19 protein-coding genes are annotated in these 17,689 nt (G+C 61.1%); 10 read left to right on the forward strand and 9 right to left on the reverse strand.

The features are described from left to right. Positions 1–5: 5 nt before the first annotated feature. Genes FH061_RS14605 through FH061_RS14620 form a run of 4 tightly spaced genes read right to left on the reverse strand, consistent with a single transcriptional unit; the run spans position 6 to position 2,896 of the window. Complete coding sequence (locus FH061_RS14605; protein ID WP_151636566.1) at positions 6–683, reverse strand: MotA/TolQ/ExbB proton channel family protein; 678 nt, start codon at positions 681–683, stop codon at positions 6–8. A 19-nt stretch (positions 684–702) separates the two neighbouring features. After that, positions 703–1,452 (reverse strand): energy transducer TonB, encoded by a 750-nt coding sequence (locus FH061_RS31490; RefSeq protein WP_151636567.1) that lies wholly within the window; start codon positions 1,450–1,452, stop codon positions 703–705. Between the two features lie 38 nt (positions 1,453–1,490). After that, positions 1,491–2,297 carry a 4-hydroxy-tetrahydrodipicolinate reductase gene (gene dapB, locus FH061_RS14615; RefSeq protein ID WP_151636568.1) on the reverse strand — a complete coding sequence of 269 codons (807 nt, stop codon included), beginning with the start codon at positions 2,295–2,297 and terminating at the stop codon, positions 1,491–1,493. Positions 2,298–2,308: 11 nt separating this feature from the next. After that, a complete protein-coding gene (locus FH061_RS14620) occupies positions 2,309–2,896 on the reverse strand; it encodes an outer membrane protein assembly factor BamE (protein ID WP_225984678.1) in 588 nt (195 codons plus the stop codon). An 84-nt stretch (positions 2,897–2,980) separates the two neighbouring features. Here FH061_RS14620 and fur point away from each other — a divergent pair, with 84 nt between their 5' ends. Further along, positions 2,981–3,412 carry a ferric iron uptake transcriptional regulator gene (gene fur, locus FH061_RS14625; protein ID WP_151636569.1) on the forward strand — a complete coding sequence of 144 codons (432 nt, stop codon included), beginning with the start codon at positions 2,981–2,983 and terminating at the stop codon, positions 3,410–3,412. 106 nt (positions 3,413–3,518) lie between these two features. After that, positions 3,519–3,845: a PilZ domain-containing protein gene (locus FH061_RS14630; RefSeq protein WP_151636570.1), complete on the forward strand. Its 327-nt coding sequence runs from the start codon at positions 3,519–3,521 to the stop codon at positions 3,843–3,845. A gap of 55 nt (positions 3,846–3,900) precedes the next feature. On the opposite strand, the gene hrcA is transcribed toward FH061_RS14630, so the two are convergent. Together hrcA and FH061_RS14640 are read right to left on the reverse strand one after the other, a co-directional pair. Continuing rightward, complete coding sequence (hrcA, locus tag FH061_RS14635; RefSeq protein ID WP_151636571.1) at positions 3,901–4,923, reverse strand: heat-inducible transcriptional repressor HrcA; 1,023 nt, start codon at positions 4,921–4,923, stop codon at positions 3,901–3,903. 153 nt (positions 4,924–5,076) lie between these two features. Further along, entirely contained in the window at positions 5,077–5,772 is a 696-nt protein-coding gene (locus FH061_RS14640) for an HAD family hydrolase (RefSeq protein ID WP_151636572.1), read from the reverse strand. Between the two features lie 81 nt (positions 5,773–5,853). On the opposite strand from FH061_RS14640, the gene FH061_RS14645 reads away from it, so the two are divergent. The 8 genes from FH061_RS14645 (at position 5,854) to can (ending at position 15,722) form a co-directional block, all read left to right on the forward strand. Next, positions 5,854–6,771: an NAD kinase gene (locus FH061_RS14645; RefSeq protein WP_151636573.1), complete on the forward strand. Its 918-nt coding sequence runs from the start codon at positions 5,854–5,856 to the stop codon at positions 6,769–6,771. A 157-nt stretch (positions 6,772–6,928) separates the two neighbouring features. Continuing rightward, entirely contained in the window at positions 6,929–8,578 is a 1,650-nt protein-coding gene (recN, locus tag FH061_RS14650; protein WP_151636574.1) for a DNA repair protein RecN, read from the forward strand. Positions 8,579–8,633: 55 nt separating this feature from the next. Further along, positions 8,634–9,740: a ferrochelatase gene (hemH, locus tag FH061_RS14655; RefSeq protein ID WP_151636575.1), complete on the forward strand. Its 1,107-nt coding sequence runs from the start codon at positions 8,634–8,636 to the stop codon at positions 9,738–9,740. Positions 9,741–10,129: 389 nt separating this feature from the next. Beyond that, the gene (gene grpE, locus FH061_RS14660; RefSeq protein ID WP_192805083.1) at positions 10,130–10,720 is read left to right on the forward strand and encodes a nucleotide exchange factor GrpE; all 591 of its coding nucleotides are present in this window, start codon (positions 10,130–10,132) and stop codon (positions 10,718–10,720) included. An 86-nt stretch (positions 10,721–10,806) separates the two neighbouring features. After that, positions 10,807–12,744: a molecular chaperone DnaK gene (gene dnaK, locus FH061_RS14665; protein ID WP_151636576.1), complete on the forward strand. Its 1,938-nt coding sequence runs from the start codon at positions 10,807–10,809 to the stop codon at positions 12,742–12,744. Positions 12,745–12,844: 100 nt separating this feature from the next. Further along, positions 12,845–13,981 carry a molecular chaperone DnaJ gene (gene dnaJ / locus FH061_RS14670; RefSeq protein ID WP_151636577.1) on the forward strand — a complete coding sequence of 379 codons (1,137 nt, stop codon included), beginning with the start codon at positions 12,845–12,847 and terminating at the stop codon, positions 13,979–13,981. Between the two features lie 241 nt (positions 13,982–14,222). Then, positions 14,223–14,855: a chalcone isomerase family protein gene (locus FH061_RS14675; RefSeq protein ID WP_151636578.1), complete on the forward strand. Its 633-nt coding sequence runs from the start codon at positions 14,223–14,225 to the stop codon at positions 14,853–14,855. A 189-nt stretch (positions 14,856–15,044) separates the two neighbouring features. Next, entirely contained in the window at positions 15,045–15,722 is a 678-nt protein-coding gene (gene can / locus FH061_RS14680; RefSeq protein WP_151636579.1) for a carbonate dehydratase, read from the forward strand. Positions 15,723–15,868: 146 nt separating this feature from the next. Here can and panB read toward each other — a convergent pair whose 3' ends face one another. The 3 genes from panB to FH061_RS14695 are packed head-to-tail and all read right to left on the reverse strand — an operon-like array spanning position 15,869 to position 17,687. Next, positions 15,869–16,699, reverse strand: coding sequence for a 3-methyl-2-oxobutanoate hydroxymethyltransferase (panB, locus tag FH061_RS14685; RefSeq protein ID WP_151636721.1), 831 nt, complete (start codon positions 16,697–16,699; stop codon positions 15,869–15,871). A 2-nt stretch (positions 16,700–16,701) separates the two neighbouring features. Further along, entirely contained in the window at positions 16,702–17,343 is a 642-nt protein-coding gene (locus tag FH061_RS14690) for a deoxynucleoside kinase (RefSeq protein WP_151636580.1), read from the reverse strand. Beyond that, entirely contained in the window at positions 17,340–17,687 is a 348-nt protein-coding gene (locus FH061_RS14695; protein ID WP_151636581.1) for a DMT family protein, read from the reverse strand. The genes FH061_RS14690 and FH061_RS14695 overlap by 4 nt, the downstream gene beginning before the upstream one ends. Positions 17,688–17,689 lie beyond the last annotated feature (2 nt).

Here is a 17,689-nt window from a genome sequence, read left to right on the forward strand (position 1 = left end):
CTCCTTTATTTGCCGACGCGCGCGCCGGTGGTGAGATAGGCATGCAGATCGTGGGCGAATGCGTCAAGTTCCGCCAGCGTGACGCGATTGACGCGGGTGAAGGCGTTATAGGCCAGCACGGCGGGTATGGCGACCAGCAGCCCGAGCGCGGTCATGATCAGCGCTTCGCCGACGGGACCGGCCACCTTGTCGATCTGCACCGTGCCCGTGCTGGAGACAGCCACCAGCGCATGGTAGATGCCCCAAACCGTGCCGAACAGGCCGACGAAGGGGGCCGTCGAGCCCACCGAGGCCAGCAGCGTCAGGCCGCTTTCCAGCCGCGACGACACGCGGTTGATTTCCTGGCGCAGCGTGCGGGTAATGAGTTCGCCCGGATCGACATTCGCATTGAGGGAGCCGGCCTGGGCCGTCACATTGGCGGCTTGGGCGCTTTGTATGGCCAGCGGCGCGTAGACTTCCTCGCTGTCGGCATTCCTGACGATATCGATGGCGTCATTGAGGGTAGGCGCTTTCCAGAATCCTTCCAGCGCGCTTGCGCTCCGGCGGATCCGCCACGAACTCCAGGCCTTGGAAAAGATGTAATACCAGCTGGCGACCGACATCAGCAGCAGCAGGTAGGCCACCGAATGCGTGACGGCATCGCCTTGGGCCCAGTAGTGTGCAAATCCGAGAGTATCTTTCATGGTGCTTGCCGGAATGGAATCAGTTCTGCAGTTTAAACGGAATGGGGATCAGAAACCACTCGTCCACCGGCTTGCCGTCGCTTGTTGCGGGATTGAATCGCCATGTCTGCACCGCGTTCCGCGCCGACTGGTCGAGCAGCGGAAATCCGCTCGATGTCCGGATTTCCACCGTGCCCGCCGTGCCGTCGGCCCTGACCAGCACGCGCAGTACTACCGTGCCTTGCTCTTCGAGCTGCCGCGACAGGCGCGGATATTCCGGCTTGCGGTTCGTGGCGGCATAGCTGGCGGGTATGGAGACCGGAGTGCGAGGCGGGGAAGGCGGAGCGGCCGCTGCAGCCGCTGCGGGGGGCGACGGGTCCGGACCAGGTGCGGATCGGGGCGTCGCGATGTCACTGCCCGGCGCCGCGGAGGAATCTTCCGGCTGCGCCGCGGGCGGTTTGGCTGGCGCATCCGGCCGCGGTGCCGGGGCCGGCTTGCGCTCGATGCGCGGTTTTGGAGGCGGTTTTTTTCTTTCGACCGGCGGTGCCGCAGGAACGGGAGGCTGGAGTGCTGGTGACGGCAGGGGTGGTGCTGGCGGAATGGTGGGGGAGGGGGGAACAGGCTGAGCCGGCATGGCAGGAGGCTGTTCCGGGATCAATGCCACTTCGATCGGCCGCGGCGGCTCCCTCGGTGTGGCTTTCGACGACAGCATGTTCGCGGCGACCAGGGCCAGGCCGGCATGCAGCAGCAGGGCCGCAACGGCGGGGATGATCGCCGTTGCGGCTGTCATGCGAATGCCGGCCTGCGTTCGCGCCGCATATGCATGCGCTATGCGAGCCCGAGCACTGCCTGCATGTCGAACAGGCCCGTCTTCTTGTCGGCCAGGAAACGCGCCGCGCGCAGGCTGCCGTGCGCGTAGCTGAGCCGGCTGGAAGACTTGTGCGTGATTTCGATCCGCTCGCCGATGCCGGCGAACAGCACCGTATGGTCGCCGACGATGTCGCCGCCGCGGATGGTGGCAAAACCGATGGAGGACGGATCGCGCTCGCCGGTCACGCCTTCGCGCGCATAGACGGCGACATCCTTGAGATCGCGGCCGAGCGACTCGGCGATCACTTCGCCCATCTTGATGGCGGTACCGGAAGGCGCATCGACCTTGTGACGGTGGTGAGCTTCGATGATCTCGATGTCGTAGCCGTGCGAAAAACTCTTCGCCGCCATTTGCAGCAGCTTGAGCGTGACATTGACGCCGACGCTCATGTTGGGCGCGAATACCACGGCGGTCTTTTCCGCGGCGGCGGCGATGGCGGCCTTGCCCGCCTCATCGAAACCGGTGGTGCCGATGATCATCTTGATGCCGTGCGCCGCGCAGTATTCGAGATGCTTGAGCGTTCCCTCGGGGCGGGTGAAGTCGATCAGGAATTCCGCATTCGCAAGGCCCCTGGCCAGGTCCGATTCGATCGACACATTGGCCGGCTTGCCGAGGAAGGCGGCGGCGTCGGCGCCGAGACCCGGTGCGCCCGGCAAGTCGAGCGCGCCCGCAAGCACGGCGTCATCGGCGTTCTGAATGGTTTCGATCAGCATGCGGCCCATGCGGCCGGATGCGCCTGCGACAGCGATTTTCAATGGGTTCATGTTGATGCCTGTTACTTGTTGCCCGGAGCGGAGCCGGCGATGAAGGCAAGATATTCCTGTTCGGTCGGCAGCATGCCGCCCTCGATATTGACGAGGCGATTCTCCTTGAAGAATACCGTCACATTGCTGGAAATGACCTCGCCGGTGCGCTTCTTCAGCCGGAATGCATAGTCCCAGCGGTCGGAATGGAAGATGTCGGTCAGCAGCGGCGTGCCGAGCACGAAACGCACCTGTTCACGCGTGACGCCTTCGGGACGCTGCATGCCTTCCTTGAGTTGCGCGACCATTTCGCGGGAAACGAAATTGCCCTGCTGGATATCGATCTTGTAGGGCGAGAAGATGCCGAGGAAGCGCTGTACGCCGGTGGGGCCGGTTGCCGTGACGCCGCCCGCAGGCGCCGCGGAAGCTGTATCCTGCTTTCCCTGGGCGCTTGCCGCCCCGGCCTGCTGCGCGGGCCTGGCTGCCGGCGCGGAAACGCTTGCCGGCTCCTCCATCAGCGGGTTTTTCGATGCGCATCCGGCAAGGCAGGCCGCCACGGCCAGCCATACCATACGGACGGTAACTGGTGTACGATCAAAGGAAAACAACGACGTTCGCATAGTGGGTCTCAATTCTTTGAGCAATTGGGCAATTGGGCCAAAACGCTATATGATAAAGCAGATAATCCGATTCCGATCAACAACATGCCAAGCAATCCCTCCGAGTTAAAGGCAAGCGGTCTGAAAGCGACCTTGCCCCGTCTGAAGATCCTCGATATTTTCCAGAATAGCGCGGTGCGCCATCTGAGCGCGGAAGATGTCTACAAAATTCTTCTCACCGAAAACATGGATGTCGGCCTGGCAACGGTTTACCGCGTGCTGACACAGTTCGAACAGGCGGGACTGCTGCATCGCAATCATTTCGAAACCGGCAAGGCGGTCTTCGAACTCAACGAGGGCTCTCACCACGACCATCTGGTCTGTCTGGACTGCGGCCGGGTGGAAGAGTTCTTCGATGAGGAAATCGAGAAACGCCAGCAGAGCATTGCCAAGGAACGCGGCTTCGCGATCTCCGAGCATGCGCTTGCTCTCTACGGGCACTGCACCAAGACCGACTGTCCGCATCGCTCGCGTTAAATCCGCTTCCGCTCTTGCGTCCCGTGCGCAAAGTCAGTCATCAGTCATTGAATGACCCTGCCGTCGTCAACGCATCCCCCTTTCACGGCAAGAAGGCCTGCCCAGCATGAAACCTGAACCAAGAAGTTTTCCCCGCAAGGTCATGCGCTGTCAGGCGATCGTGGTTGTGCCGGGCGGCAATCCGGTACGCTGCCGTACTCTCGACATCTCGCTTGGAGGATTGAGCCTGATGCTCAGCGAGCAGCTGCGGGTAGGGCAGGAATGCACCATCGGTTTCGAGGCCCCGCTCGATGGAAAGATGGTCAGGGTGATGGGGCAGGGCAAGGTGGTGTACAGCATTCTTGCAGGCGCCGACGGCTTTCGTGTCGGCATGCAGTTCACCAATATGGATGGGGCCAACAGCAAGATCGTAGCCCAGCTGATGATGGGGTAAGGAACGCATGCCTTGCACCCGCCATGCGCCGGCAATGCAAGGTCAAGGCAGCCGGTCAGTTGTGGCTCAGGGCGTTCGAGAGCAGCTTCGCGGTGATGTCGACAATCGGTATCACGCGCTCATACGCCATGCGTGTGGGACCGATCACGCCCAGCGTACCGACGATCTTGCCATTCACTTCATACGGTGCGGTCACCACGCTCATTTCATCGACCGGCAGCAGTTGCGAGTCGCCGCCGATGAAAATCTGCACGCCGGTAGCCTTGCTCGACACATCCAGAAGCTGCATCAGGCTGGTCTTCTGCTCGAACAGGTCGAACAGCTTGCGCAGCGAGGTCATGTTGGACGCAAGGTCGGTGACGCTGAGCAGATTGCGCTCGCCGGAGATCACGACTTCCTCGGCGCTTTCCGCCATGGCGTCGCTGCCTGCCTCGACCGCCGCCTGCATCAGGTTCGTCATGTCGTCGCGCAGTTGCTTGAGCTCGCCGTGCAGGCGGGTGCGGACTTCATCGAAACTATGATTGGCGAAATGCTGATTGATGTAATTGGCTGCCTGCACCAGTTGCGACGGCGAATAGTCGACCTCGGTCAGCAGCAACCGGTTCTGTACATCGCCATTGGGAGCCACGATGACCAGCAGGATGCGTTTTTCCGACAGGCGCAGGAACTCGATCTGCTGGAATACCGACTCATGCCGCGGCGTCAACACCACGCCGGCGAATTGCGACAGGGAAGAGAGTACCTGGGCTGCATTGGAAATGATTCTCTGCGGCGACTTGGTTTGCAGCCGCGCCTGCAGCTTGGATTCCACGGTGGTTTCGTCGATGGCCTGCACGGTCAGCAGCGTGTCGACGAACATGCGGTAGCCGCGCGGTGTCGGCACCCGGCCCGCCGACGTGTGCGGACTTGCAACAAAACCCATCTCTTCCAGGTCCGCCATGATGTTGCGGATGGTGGCTGGCGACAGTTCGAGACCGGATATCTTTGAAAGCGCACGGGAACCCACCGGCTGACCGTCGGCGATGTACCGTTCCACCAGGGCTTTAAGCAAAGTTTGTGCGCGAGTATCGAGTTGCATAAGGGTATTCTAACGACGCCGCATGACGCATGCCACCGTTCATTGCAGCTTATAGTCAGAAAAAGTTGATAGTTATCAGAGTTTTATCGCGTTATAGCCACAGTTGCAGTTGCATTGAATACTCCGTACCGTAAAGCCTGCGTACCGCCGCTTTCACTGGCCGATCCAGCGTTCGAGCTCGATCAGGTCGGCGCAGACCGCGTCCGGCCGAACATGCTCCGGCAAGCCGCGGGCCGGACCCAGTCCGTCCCGGTTCAGCCATACCGCGCGCAGCCCCGCCTTTTGGGCCCCGACGACATCCAGCAAGGGATCATCCCCGACATAGATGGCCTCGCCTGGCGCAATTTTCAAGGCGTCGCATGCCGCATGAAATATGGAAGGATCCGGTTTCGCCCGGCCGAAGCTGTAGGCTGCGATCGATGCGTCGAACAGATGCGCGATGCCGATCGCATCCAGGTCCGACACGCCATTGGACACCGTCGCCAGTGCCAGCCTGCGCTTCATCCTGCCGAGAACGGGCAACACATCCTCGAACAGGGTGACTTCATTCCTGGCACGGGAAAATACCGCCATGGCCTCATCCACCAGCCGGACATCCTCGCCCGCATCAATGAAAGCTTCCACCAGCACCGCATGCCTGAGCGCGCGCAGATCCAGCTGGTAGACCGGATCGCTTTCCATCAATGCCTGCCGCCGGGCACGCAAGCCTTCGATCGACACCCGCGCGGCAACGGCCGGCACATTCCGCTCGAGCCACTCGAACAGAATGTTTTCCGCGCGCTTGATGACGGGAACGATCGGCCACAGGGTATCGTCAAGGTCGAACAGCACTGCTTTTATCACTGACATAGGGTTTCCGGAGTAGGGTTTCAACAGTCTGCCTAACAGCCTGCCTGTATCGCACGGCGAAATTATGGTCTAATCTGCAGCATGTTGCCTGCCACGTCCCTTTCTTCCCCGCTCGTTTTCAAGACGATAGCCGTCATTGGCAAATACATGGCCGCCGGTATCGAGCAATCCCTGTCGGACCTCGCCTCGTTTCTCGTCAAGCGCGGCCATGCGGTCGTGTTCGAATCGGAAACGGCCAACAATGTCGCATTGCCCGGACTGACCAAGATGACCCCGGAGGAAATCGGCAAGCATGCCGACGTCGCGATTGTCGTGGGCGGCGACGGCACGATGCTGGGAATCGCCCGCCAGCTCGCCCGCTTCGGCGTTCCGCTCATCGGCATCAACCAGGGCCGCCTCGGTTTCATGACTGACATCCCGCAGGAGAGCATGTTCAACGTGCTGGCGGAAATGTTGAGCGGCAATCTTGAATCCGAACAACGCGCGCTGCTGGAAGGCTCCGTCTTGCGCGACGGACAACAGATTTTCCACGCGCTGGCATTCAACGACGTGGTCGTCGCGCGCGGCGCCACCACCGGCATGGCCGAACTTAAGGTCGAAGTCGACGGCCGGTTCATGTACAACCAGCGTTCCGACGGCCTGATCGTCGCCACGCCGACCGGCTCGACCGCCTATGCCTTGTCGGCCGGCGGCCCCTTGCTGCATCCCAGCCTGTCGGGCCTGGCGCTGGTGCCGATTGCGCCGCATGCGCTGTCGAACCGTCCCATCGTCGTGCCCGATTCCAGCACCATTGAAATCGAGATCATGGGCGGGCGCGACATCAGCGCCAATTTCGACATGCAGTCGCTGGCCAGCCTGCAGCATCACGACCGCATTGTGATCCGCCGTTCCGCCTACACCATTACCTTCCTGCATCCGCAAGGTTGGAGTTATTACGACACCTTGCGCGAGAAGCTGCACTGGAACGAATATCCGTCCGTCACGGGCAAGTTAAAATAGCGGCTGCCTCGGAGTCCGTTCGTCGCTGTTCGTAGCTCAACATAGCTAAAAGATACCGAACAGGCTCTTGTCGATTCGCCACGGCGAACATGATGGCAAGACAGGCAGCATTTGCCAGCGCCATCATGTTCGCCGTGGTTATTCATCTGAACTGCTTATGCTTCGCACACTTTCCATACGCGATTTTGTTATTGTCGATTCGATAGAGCTGGAATTCGCTCCGGGTTTCACCGTCTTCACCGGTGAAACCGGTGCCGGCAAGTCCATCCTGATTGATGCGCTGGCGCTGGCGCTCGGAGGGCGGGGCGACGCCAGCGTGGTCCGCGAAGGTGCGGCGAAAACCGATATCACCGCAGAGTTCAGCACCGGCAGCGCGGCCGACACATGGCTTGCCGAACATGAATTCAGCAACGAGGACGGCGGCGTGCTGCTGCGGCGGGTGATCGACAATGCCGGGCGGTCCAAGGCGTTCATCAATGGCATCTCGGCTACCGCATCGCAGCTGCGCGAACTCGGCGAGATGCTGGTCGATATCCATGGCCAGCATGCCCACCAGTCGCTGCTCAAGAACGATGCGCAGCGGGTGCTGCTCGACAGCCAGGCCGGCCTGCTCGACGAAGCCCGCGCCGTGGCGGCAGCCTACAAGACCTGGCGCGCGCTGGCCAAGCAGCGCGAGGAATTCGAAGCCAACGCCAAGAGCGTGCTGCTCGAGCGCGAACGGCTGGAATGGCAGGTCAACGAACTCCAGAAGCTGGCGGTCAAGCCCGGCGAATGGGGCGAGATCAGCACCGAGCACAGCCGCCTGTCGCATGCCGCCAGCCTGATCGAAGGCGCCCAGGAAGCGCTCAATGCCATCTCGGAATCGGAAAGCAGTCCCATCCTGTCGCAGTTGTCCGCATTGACAATGAAGCTGTCCAAGCTGGCCGACATCGATGCCGCGCTCAGGCCGGTGGTGGACGCGCTGGAGCCGGCGCGCATCCAGCTGCAGGAAGCGGTGTACGGCCTCAATGACTATCTCGGCCGCGTCGAGCTCGATCCGGAGCGCCTCCATCTCGTGGAGGCTCGGCTCGATGCCATCCACTCGACGGCCCGCAAATTCCGCGTGGCGCCGGAAGACCTGCCGCAGGAATACGAAAGCCTGTCGGCCCAGCTCAAGCAGCTCGCCAATGCCACCGACCTGGATGCCATGCGCGCGCAGGAAGACAAGCTCAAGGCGGCCTACATGGAAGTTGCGGTCAAGCTGTCCAAGGCGCGCGCCAAGGCGGCCCGTACGCTAGGCGATGCAGTCACTGCGGCAATGCAGGAGTTGAGCATGTCGGGTGGACGCTTCGAAGTGGCCCTGCATCCCTGCGAGCCGGCGAGCTACGGCGTCGAGCAGGTGGAGTTCATGGTGGCCGCGCATGCCGGCACCTCTGCAAGGCCGCTGGCGAAGGTGGCGTCGGGCGGCGAACTGGCACGGATTTCCCTTGCCATTTCCGTCATCACCTCCAGCGCCACCGCAACCCCGACTCTCATCTTCGACGAGGTCGACAGCGGCATCGGCGGCGGCGTGGCGGAAGTGGTGGGTCGCCTGCTCAAGCGCCTCGGCCGCGACCGCCAGGTGCTGTGCGTGACGCACCTGCCGCAGGTTGCCAGCCAGGCAAACCAGCATTTCCAGGTCAGCAAGCGCAGCACCGAAGGCCGCACCATGTCGCGCATCGATTTCCTTGATGCCAAGGCGCGCATCGAGGAAATCGCACGCATGCTCGGCGGGATCGAGATTACCGCGACCACGCGCAAGCATGCGCGCGAACTGCTTGCTTCCTGAACAAGACAAGAACATCACATCCCCAAGCAAAACATCCGAGGAATACTGACACGCAATGCGCCCAGACAAGGAACCGCCTTATACCCACGGCTCGATTTCCAAGACCGCCGTCCTGCTGGTCAATCTCGGCACGCCGGATTCTCCAACGGCGCCGGCGGTGCGCCGCTATCTGAAGGAATTCCTGTGGGATCCGCGCGTGGTGGAGATTCCGCGCGCGGTCTGGTGGTTCATCCTCAACGGCATCATTCTTCCGCTGCGTTCGTCGAAGTCGGCGGAGAAGTATGCATCGATCTGGACTGCCGACGGTTCTCCGCTGAAGGTGCATACCGAGCGCCAGGCCAATCTGCTGCGCGGCTATCTCGGACAGCGCGGCCACCAGGTGGAAGTTGCTTATGCGATGCGCTACGGCCAGCCCGCGATGCCGGACGTGCTCGACAAGCTCAAGGCCGACGGCTGCGACCGCATTCTCATCCTGCCGGCCTATCCCCAGTATTCGGGAACGACCACCGCCTCCGTCTTCGACGTGGTATTCAAGCATTTTTCCAAAGTGCGCAATGTGCCCGAACTGCGGATGGTCAAGCATTACCATGATCATGAGGCGTATATCCTCGCGCTGAAGAAAGTCATCCAGAACTACTGGGACATGCATGGCCGTCCGGACAAGCTGGTGATGAGTTTTCACGGCGTGCCCAAGCGCACCCTGATGCTGGGCGATCCTTACCATTGCGAATGCCACAAGACCGCGCGCCTGCTGGCGAAGGAGCTGCAGCTGTCGGCCGACGATTATGTCGTCACCTTTCAATCAAGGTTCGGCAAAGCGGAGTGGCTGCAACCGTACACGGCCCCCATGCTGCAGACCCTGGGCAGGGAAGGAAAGCGCCGCGTCGATGTGGTGTGCCCCGGCTTTGTCGGCGACTGCCTTGAGACGCTGGAAGAAATCGCGATGGAAGGCAAGCAGGAATTCATGCATGCCGGCGGCAAGGAATTCCATTACATTCCCTGCCTGAACGAGGATCATGCATGGATCACCGCCATGGCTGAAATCGCCGAGCAGCACCTGATCGGCTGGCCGACCATGCTGACTCCGTCGATGCAGGCGGAGACCCAGGCGGAAGCGGCCGTTTCAAGGCAGCAGGCGCTGCTGCACGGAGCCGAGCGTTAGCGTGCATCAGCGCGCATCAGAGCAGCGGGATCAGCCGCGCTTCGCAGATCCAGGCGGCGGCGAACAGCGAATAGGCGATAACGCCCGCAGATATCAGGGGAAGTTTCATCATTGTCATCCATGGCGGCACCGGAGCCGGGCGCCGGCAAGCTTGCCGCGCGGCGACTGGCCTCTTGAGCAGGGCTGCGACAGCCCTATATCCATCCTAGTACGGCTGGCCGGGATTGAAAGTTGAAATTTCCGATGGCTTGCCATGCTTGGGAAGCGGCGCCAGGACCGCCCGAAAAATTCCTGAGAACATCTTTAAAATCCCCCTTGAAAAAGTAGGGGCAACCCTCATGTATGAATGCAACAAACGCTAAGCCATTGATTGTTGGAGACTTTTTGTGATGCAAGATCAAGAAAAGATGCAGGAACAGACCGAACAGGCAAATCAGGCCACACAGGCTGCCCAAGCCACTCAAACGTCCGACACCCAGGCTCCGGAAGGCACGGCTTCCCCAGCTGCAGCGTCGCCTCAACAGAATGGTTCTCTTGAGGAAAAGCTCGCGGCGACGGAAGCGAAGCTGGCGGAACTGCAGGATGCCTTTCTCCGCGCCAAGGCCGACACGGAAAATATCCGCCGTCGCGCCCAGGAGGATATTGCAAAGGCCCACAAGTTCGCGATCGAGAACTTCGCCGAAGCGCTGGTGCCGGTCAAGGACAGCCTTGAAATGGCGCTCAAGCTCGAAACCCCGGCAGTCGAATCGCTGAAGGAAGGTGTCGAGATGACGCTCAAGCAGCTGTCCGCCGCCTTCGAGCGCAACCGGCTCATCGAAATCAATCCGGTCCCGGGCGAGAAGCTCGACCCGATGAAGCACCAGGCGATCTCCATGGTGCCTGCCGAGCAGGACGCCAACACCATCGTCAGCGTGCTGCAGAAGGGCTACACGATCGCGGATCGTCTGCTGCGCCCGGCGCTGGTCACCGTCGCACAGTAAAAATTGGCTTGAGAGGCGCTTGAAACCGGCGTCTCGTTCCACATATACAACACATTAGAAATCCAGCTTTTTAAAGGAACACTATCATGGGCAAGATCATTGGCATCGACCTCGGCACGACCAACTCCTGCGTCGCCATCATGGAAGGCGGCCAGCCGAAAGTCATTGAAAACTCCGAAGGTTCGCGCACCACGCCTTCCGTGGTCGCTTATCAGGACGATGGTGAAATTCTCGTCGGCGCTCCCGCCAAGCGCCAGGCCGTCACCAACCCGAAAAACACCCTCTACGCCGTCAAGCGCCTGATCGGCCGCAAGTTTGACGAAAAAGAAGTCCAGAAGGACATCAACCTGATGCCGTACCAGATCGTCAAGGCCGACAACGGCGACGCCTGGGTGCAGGTGCGCGACAAGAAGCTCGCCGCACAGCAGGTATCCGCAGAAGTCCTGCGCAAGATGAAGAAGACCGCCGAAGACTATCTCGGCGAGGAAGTCACCGAAGCCGTGATCACCGTGCCGGCTTACTTCAACGACGCGCAGCGCCAGGCGACCAAGGACGCCGGCCGCATCGCCGGCCTGGACGTCAAGCGCATCATCAACGAACCGACCGCGGCTGCACTCGCATTCGGGCTCGACAAGAGCGGCAAGGGCGACCGCAAGATCGCCGTGTATGACCTCGGCGGCGGTACCTTCGACATCTCCATCATCGAGATCGCGGACGTCGACGGCGAAATGCAGTTCGAAGTGCTGTCCACCAACGGCGACACCTTCCTCGGCGGTGAGGACTTCGACCAGCGCATCATCGATTACATCATCGACGAATTCAAGAAGATCAACGGCCTCGACCTGTCGAAGGACGCGATCGCCCTGCAGCGCATCAAGGCATCCGCCGAGCGCGCCAAGATCGAACTGTCGTCTTCGCAGCAGACCGAGATCAACGAGCCGTACATCGCCATGGCCAACGGCGCGCCGGTTCACCTGAACATGAAGGTCACCCGCGCCAAGCTCGAATCGCTGGTCGAGGAACTGATCTCGCGCACCATCGAGCCGTGCCGCATCGCCATCAAGGATGCCGGCGTCAAGGTTTCCGACATCCAGGACGTGATCCTGGTCGGCGGCATGACCCGCATGCCGAAGGTGCAGGAAAAGGTCAAGGAGTTCTTCGGCAAGGATCCGCGCAAGGACGTCAACCCGGACGAAGCTGTTGCCGTGGGCGCCGCGATCCAGGGTTCCGTGCTGTCCGGCGACCGCAAGGACCTGCTGCTGCTCGACGTGACTCCGCTGTCGCTGGGTATTGAAACCCTGGGCGGCGTGATGACCAAGATGATCCAGAAGAACACCACGATCCCGACCAAGTTCAGCCAGGTGTTCTCGACCGCCGACGACAATCAGCCGGCCGTGACCATCAAGGTGTATCAGGGCGAGCGTGAAATCGCCACCGGCAACAAGCTGCTGGGCGAGTTCAACCTGGAAGGCATCCCGCCGGCACCGCGCGGCATTCCGCAGATTGAAGTGACCTTCGACATCGATGCCAACGGCATCCTGCACGTCGGTGCGAAGGACAAGGCTTCCGGCAAGGAAAACAAGATCACCATCAAGGCCAACTCCGGCCTGACCGAGGACGAAATCCAGAAGATGGTGAAGGACGCCGAGCTGTACGCCGACGAGGACAAGAAGCTCAAGGAACTGGCCGATGCCCGCAACCAGGGCGATGCGCTGGTCCACTCGACCAAGAAGGCGGTCTCCGAATACGGCGACAAGCTCGAAGGCGGCGAGAAGGAAAAGATCGAAGCCGCGATCAAGGACCTGGAAGAAGCCCTCAAGGGCAACGACAAGTCCGCGATCGACGACAAGGTCTCCGCGCTCTCGACTGCCGCTCAGAAGCTGGGCGAGAAGATGTATGCCGACGCTCAGGCGCAGCAGGCGGGCGCTGCTGGCGCAGCCGGTGCCGCCGGCGGCGCTTCGGAATCGAAAGCGAAGGAAGAAGACGTTGTCGATGCCGACTTCAAAGAAGTGAAAGACAAATAATCAATGGTCCTCGGCTTGCGCCGTGGTGACCCCGCCGGGCCGAGGATCGTGAAGCGATCCTCGACTCGGCGTTTTTGCTTAAATTCAGGATGCCGACAACATGGCAAAGCGTGATTTTTACGAAATATTAGGCGTAGCGAAGAATGCCTCCGAAGATGAAATCAAGAAGGCATATCGCAAGCTGGCGATGAAATACCACCCGGACCGCAATCCGGACAGCAAGGGCGCTGAAGAAAAGTTCAAGGAGGCCAAGGAGGCCTACGAAATGCTTTCCGACGCGAGCAAGCGTGAAGCCTACGACCGCTACGGCCACGCCGGGGTCGACCCCAACATGGGTGGCGCCGGCGGGCCCGGCGGACCGGGCTTCGGCGGCTTTGGCGACGCATTCGGCGATATCTTCGGCGATATCTTCGGCCAGGGAGCGCGCGGCGGACGCAGCGCCGGACCGCAGGTCTACCGCGGCGCCGATCTGCGCTACAACCTGGAAATCACCCTGGAGCAGGCCGCGCACGGCTATGACACCACAATCCGCGTGCCGTCCTGGGACGAATGCGAGACCTGTCATGGCTCGGGCGCCAAGCCCGGCACTTCGCCGACTACCTGTACCACCTGCGGCGGACAGGGCCAGGTGCGCATGCAGCAGGGCTTCTTCAGCATTCAGCAGACCTGCCCGAAATGCCACGGCACCGGCAAGATCATTCCGACCCCATGCTCGACCTGCAGCGGCGCCGGACGCATCAAGCGCAACAAGACCCTGGAAGTGAAGATCCCGGCCGGTATCGACGACGGCATGCGGATTCGTTCATCGGGCAACGGCGAGCCGGGGATGAATGGCGGCCCGCCGGGCGACCTGTATGTGGAAATCCACATCAAGGCCCATCCGGTATTCCAGCGCGACGGCGACGACCTGCACTGTGAAATCCCGGTGTCGTTCGCCAAGGCTGCACTGGGCGGAGAAGTGGAAGTGCCGACGCTCAACGGCAAGGCATCGTTCACCTTGCCGGAAGGTACGCAGTCAGGCAAGACCTTCCGCCTGCGCGGCAAGGGCATCAAGGGAGTGCGGTCCGGTTATGCCGGCGACCTGTTCTGCCACGTTGTCGTCGAAACGCCGGTCAAGCTCACCGAGCGGCAGAAGGAATTGCTGCAGGAATTCGAGCAGCTCACCAATGCCGGCGGCTCCAAGCACAGCCCGCAAAGCAAATCCTGGAAGGACAAGGTGAAGGAGTTCTTCGAGTAAGCTGCCGGCGCCGGCAGTTGCCAGGCAGTTTTTCAGGCCGCAGATCCTTTGGGACTGCGGCCTTTATTTTTTCTCAAGCACGATGCAATCAGGAAGCCATTTGCCCGGCTATTAGAGTTCCGGCTCTATATTTTCTACGGATAATCGGTTGTTTCCTGCTATCACCGTTTCTTCCCGCTCCTCAAGCAGATTCAGGCAATGGCGCGGACTGGACGGTCGTTACTTACCGGAGACGATAACAATGAAGAAAACCCCCAGGTTCCTCCGCAGATTGGCTCATGTGAGCATTGCCGGCGCATTGGTCTGTACGGCCGCCGCACCCATGGCGCTCGCCGCCGATGTGGGCGGCATCAGGATCGATGAGGTTGTCCGCGTCGGAAACCAGGAGCTCAAGCTCAACGGGGCGGGCATCCGCCACAAGGCGATCTTCAAGGTCTATGTCGCCGCCCTGTACCTCAACGACAGGAAGGCGACAGTGGCCGAGGTACTGAATGCGCCCGGCACCAAACGCGTGACCATCGTGATGCTGCGGGATATCGGCAACGAGGAACTGGCGCGCGGATTCATGAGCGGCATCCAGCAGAACAGCGACAAATCCGAAAAGACCCGCTTCATCGCGCAGTTGCAGAAGTTCGGCGAAATCTTTGCCTCCATCCCGGAATTGAAGAAGGGCGATGTCCTGACCACCGACTGGATTCCCGACAGCGGAACGGTCATCCATGTCAACGGCAAGCGGGTGTCCGATACGCTGCCCGACCCTGCCTTCTACAACGCCTTGCTCAAGATCTGGCTGGGCGACAAGCCAGTGGACCCGAGGCTGAAGCCCGCGATGCTGGGCGAAAAGCCCGAAGAGCCCCAGCGCGGAAACAGCTGAGCGACCGCAAAGCAGCGGCGCTTCAAGCCATTTCCTGCCGCTCGTGCTTTTCCATTCTTGCAACTCTTTCCACCGTTATAATGCGCGTTGGCCGCGGCGGCTTGCCGCGGCGCCGTTCCGGCCAGCCGCCGTTCCCGATCCGGAAATGCGGCGCGGCCGGGCCGTCACTTCATGAAACGGCCAAGCGCTATGAATTCCCCAAAAGACAAAAACCGGTTGCTTGAGCAACTGTTCGAAAGCAATCGTGCCTGGGCTGCCTCGATGGTGGCTGACGACGAAAACTTCTTCAAGACGCTGGCGCGCCAGCAATCCCCCGAATACCTGTGGATCGGCTGTGCCGACAGCCGCGTACCCGCCAACGAGATTGTCGGCCTGCTGCCGGGGGAATTGTTCGTCCACCGCAATATTGCCAATGTGGTGGTGCACAGCGATCTCAATTGCCTGTCGGTGCTGCAGTTCGCGATCGATGTGCTCAAGGTCAAGCACATCATCGTCTGCGGCCACTATGGCTGCTCGGGTGTCCATGCCGCGCTGGCCCGCCGCCGCGTCGGCCTTGCGGACAACTGGCTGCGGCATGTGCAGGACGTGCACCAGAAGCATGAGCGCTATCTCGGCGAAACCCTGCCGCCGAAGGTCAAGCAGGACAGGCTGTGCGAGCTGAACGTGCTGGAACAGGTGGTGAACGTCTGTCAGACAACCGTGGTGCAGGATGCGTGGGAACGCCAGCAGGAACTGACCGTTCACAGCTGGATATATGGCTTGCAGGACGGTTTGCTGCGCGACCTGGGGCTGACCTTGGGCGGTCCCGAGGATCTGGCCGCCAAGATGTCAGGCGTCCTGACGCAGTATGACGAAGCGCCGGAATAGACTCGGCGCCGTTCATCATCCGCTCATCATCCCTTCAGCGGACTGCCGCAGCAAGCGGCGGAACCCCATGGGGCCAGCCGCTGGCGCAGGTTGAAGCGCTCAATAATGCGCTTATTGATGCGCCTGCGTACTTGCCCGGAGATCGTTCAGAAGCAATGCTCGGCGGCGGGAAAGGACTGGTCCTTCACCGCGGCGATATAAGCCCGGATCGCGGCTTCGATGCTGGTCTGCCCATCCATGAAGTTTTTCACAAAGCGCGCCTTGCGCCCGGGGAAAACGCCCAGCATGTCGTGCATGACCAGTACCTGCCCGGAGCAGTCCACGCCCGCGCCGATGCCGATGGTCGGGATGCTCAGCAGGTCGGTGACTTCCTTGCCGAGTGCGCTGGGAATGGCTTCCAGCACGAGGATCGATGCCCCCGCCGCCTGCAGCGCCAGGGCATCGGCCTTCAGTTTCTCCGCGCCTTCGGTCGTCTTGCCCTGCACCTTGAATCCGCCGAGCTGGTGCACCGACTGCGGCGTCAATCCGAGATGCGCGCATACCGGTATCGCACGTTCAGTCAGGAAGCGCACGGTATCGGCCAGCCAGGCGCCGCCTTCGAGCTTGACCATCTGCGCACCCGCTTGCATCAGTTTGACTGCATTGTCGTAAGTCGATTCGGGAGTGGCATAGGTGCCGAACGGCATGTCGGCAATCAGCAGGGCATTCTTGTTGCCGCGCGCGACCGATGCGGTGTGATAGGCGATATCGGCGAGCGTGACGGGCAGGGTGGAGGCATGGCCCTGGCAGACGTTGCCGAGTGAATCGCCGACCAGCAACACATCGACCGCGCAGCGATCCATCAGTGCCGCGAAGCTGGCGTCGTAACAGGTCAGCATCGCGATTTTCTCTCCTGCCGCACGCATGGCCAGCAGCGCCGGTACCGTCACGGCCTTGGTGCGTCCGACTGCTTCACCTTCTTGCAGATATGCTGCCATCATCATTCCCCGAGGTTGAGATATTCCCGTTTGCCGCGCATGGCATCGATGCGGGCGAGCAGTTGGGTGAAGTGCTCATCGCGCCCGACCGGATTGAAATGCTCGGTATTCACGATCAGCAGGGGCGCGGCGTCGTAATGATAAAAGAATCGGCTGTAACTTTCACAAAGGCGTTCCAGGTAGGTATCGGAAATGCCTGCTTCCATCGTGACGCCGCGCTCGCGGATGCGCTCCATCAGCGTTGCCGGCTCTGCCCGCAGGTAGATCACCAGGTCGGGCGCCGGCGCTCGCGGCCGCAGTTGTTCGTATAGCTGCTCGTAGAGTTTCAGCTCGTCCGGGTCCAGCGTCAGGCGGGCGAACAGCGCATCCTTGTCGAGCAGGAAATCCGATATCACCTTGGCGTTGAGCGGATCGGCCTGTTCCTGCTCGCGCAACTGGGCCATGCGCTGGAACAGGAAGGACATCTGGGTTGACAGCGCGAAGCGGGACGGATCGCGGTAAAACTTTTCGAGGAAGGGATTTTCCTGCGGGCGCTCGAGAAGTTTCCGGGCATGCAGCACATCGGCCAGTCTTTGCACGAGCGAAGTCTTGCCCACGCCGATGGGGCCTTCGACGACGATGGTTCGGTAACGGTCCAGGTTCATGTGCGGAAAATAAAGTAAACGGCGCCGACCATGCAGAGCGCGGCCCAGACGTAGTCGAGCTTGAACGGCTGGTTCATGTAGATCATCGCGAACGGCACGAACACGGTCAGGGTGATTGCTTCCTGCATGATCTTCAGCTGCGCGACGCTGAACTCGGTGTAGCCGATGCGGTTGGCCGGCACCTGCAGGAGGTATTCAAACAAGGCGATCGACCAGCTGACCAGCGCGGCGATCCACCAGGGCTTGCTGGCAAGGCTCTTCAGGTGGCCATACCATGCAAACGTCATGAAAATATTGGACAGCACCAGCAGACCGACGGTCTGCAGCGAAACGGGAATCTGCATAT

This window comes from Noviherbaspirillum aerium (assembly GCF_008929045.1).
Lineage (GTDB): Bacteria > Pseudomonadota > Gammaproteobacteria > Burkholderiales > Burkholderiaceae_D > Noviherbaspirillum > Noviherbaspirillum aerium.

Coding starts and splice junctions, on each gene's coding strand:
- can (WP_151636579.1), top strand. CDS start 15,045: ATGAATTCCCCAAAAGACAAAAACCGGTTGCTTGAGCAACTGTTCGAA.
- hemH (WP_151636575.1), top strand. CDS start 8,634: ATGCGCCCAGACAAGGAACCGCCTTATACCCACGGCTCGATTTCCAAG.
- FH061_RS31490 (WP_151636567.1), bottom strand. CDS start 1,452: ATGACAGCCGCAACGGCGATCATCCCCGCCGTTGCGGCCCTGCTGCTG.
- dnaJ (WP_151636577.1), top strand. CDS start 12,845: ATGGCAAAGCGTGATTTTTACGAAATATTAGGCGTAGCGAAGAATGCC.
- FH061_RS14605 (WP_151636566.1), bottom strand. CDS start 683: ATGAAAGATACTCTCGGATTTGCACACTACTGGGCCCAAGGCGATGCC.
- hrcA (WP_151636571.1), bottom strand. CDS start 4,923: ATGCAACTCGATACTCGCGCACAAACTTTGCTTAAAGCCCTGGTGGAA.
- FH061_RS14645 (WP_151636573.1), top strand. CDS start 5,854: ATGTTGCCTGCCACGTCCCTTTCTTCCCCGCTCGTTTTCAAGACGATA.
- FH061_RS14640 (WP_151636572.1), bottom strand. CDS start 5,772: ATGTCAGTGATAAAAGCAGTGCTGTTCGACCTTGACGATACCCTGTGG.
- FH061_RS14690 (WP_151636580.1), bottom strand. CDS start 17,343: ATGAACCTGGACCGTTACCGAACCATCGTCGTCGAAGGCCCCATCGGC.
- FH061_RS14630 (WP_151636570.1), top strand. CDS start 3,519: ATGAAACCTGAACCAAGAAGTTTTCCCCGCAAGGTCATGCGCTGTCAG.
- dapB (WP_151636568.1), bottom strand. CDS start 2,297: ATGAACCCATTGAAAATCGCTGTCGCAGGCGCATCCGGCCGCATGGGC.
- panB (WP_151636721.1), bottom strand. CDS start 16,699: ATGGCAGCATATCTGCAAGAAGGTGAAGCAGTCGGACGCACCAAGGCC.
- fur (WP_151636569.1), top strand. CDS start 2,981: ATGCCAAGCAATCCCTCCGAGTTAAAGGCAAGCGGTCTGAAAGCGACC.
- dnaK (WP_151636576.1), top strand. CDS start 10,807: ATGGGCAAGATCATTGGCATCGACCTCGGCACGACCAACTCCTGCGTC.
- FH061_RS14675 (WP_151636578.1), top strand. CDS start 14,223: ATGAAGAAAACCCCCAGGTTCCTCCGCAGATTGGCTCATGTGAGCATT.
- recN (WP_151636574.1), top strand. CDS start 6,929: ATGCTTCGCACACTTTCCATACGCGATTTTGTTATTGTCGATTCGATA.
- FH061_RS14695 (WP_151636581.1), bottom strand. CDS start 17,687: ATGCAGATTCCCGTTTCGCTGCAGACCGTCGGTCTGCTGGTGCTGTCC.
- FH061_RS14620 (WP_225984678.1), bottom strand. CDS start 2,896: ATGCGAACGTCGTTGTTTTCCTTTGATCGTACACCAGTTACCGTCCGT.
- grpE (WP_192805083.1), top strand. CDS start 10,130: ATGCAAGATCAAGAAAAGATGCAGGAACAGACCGAACAGGCAAATCAG.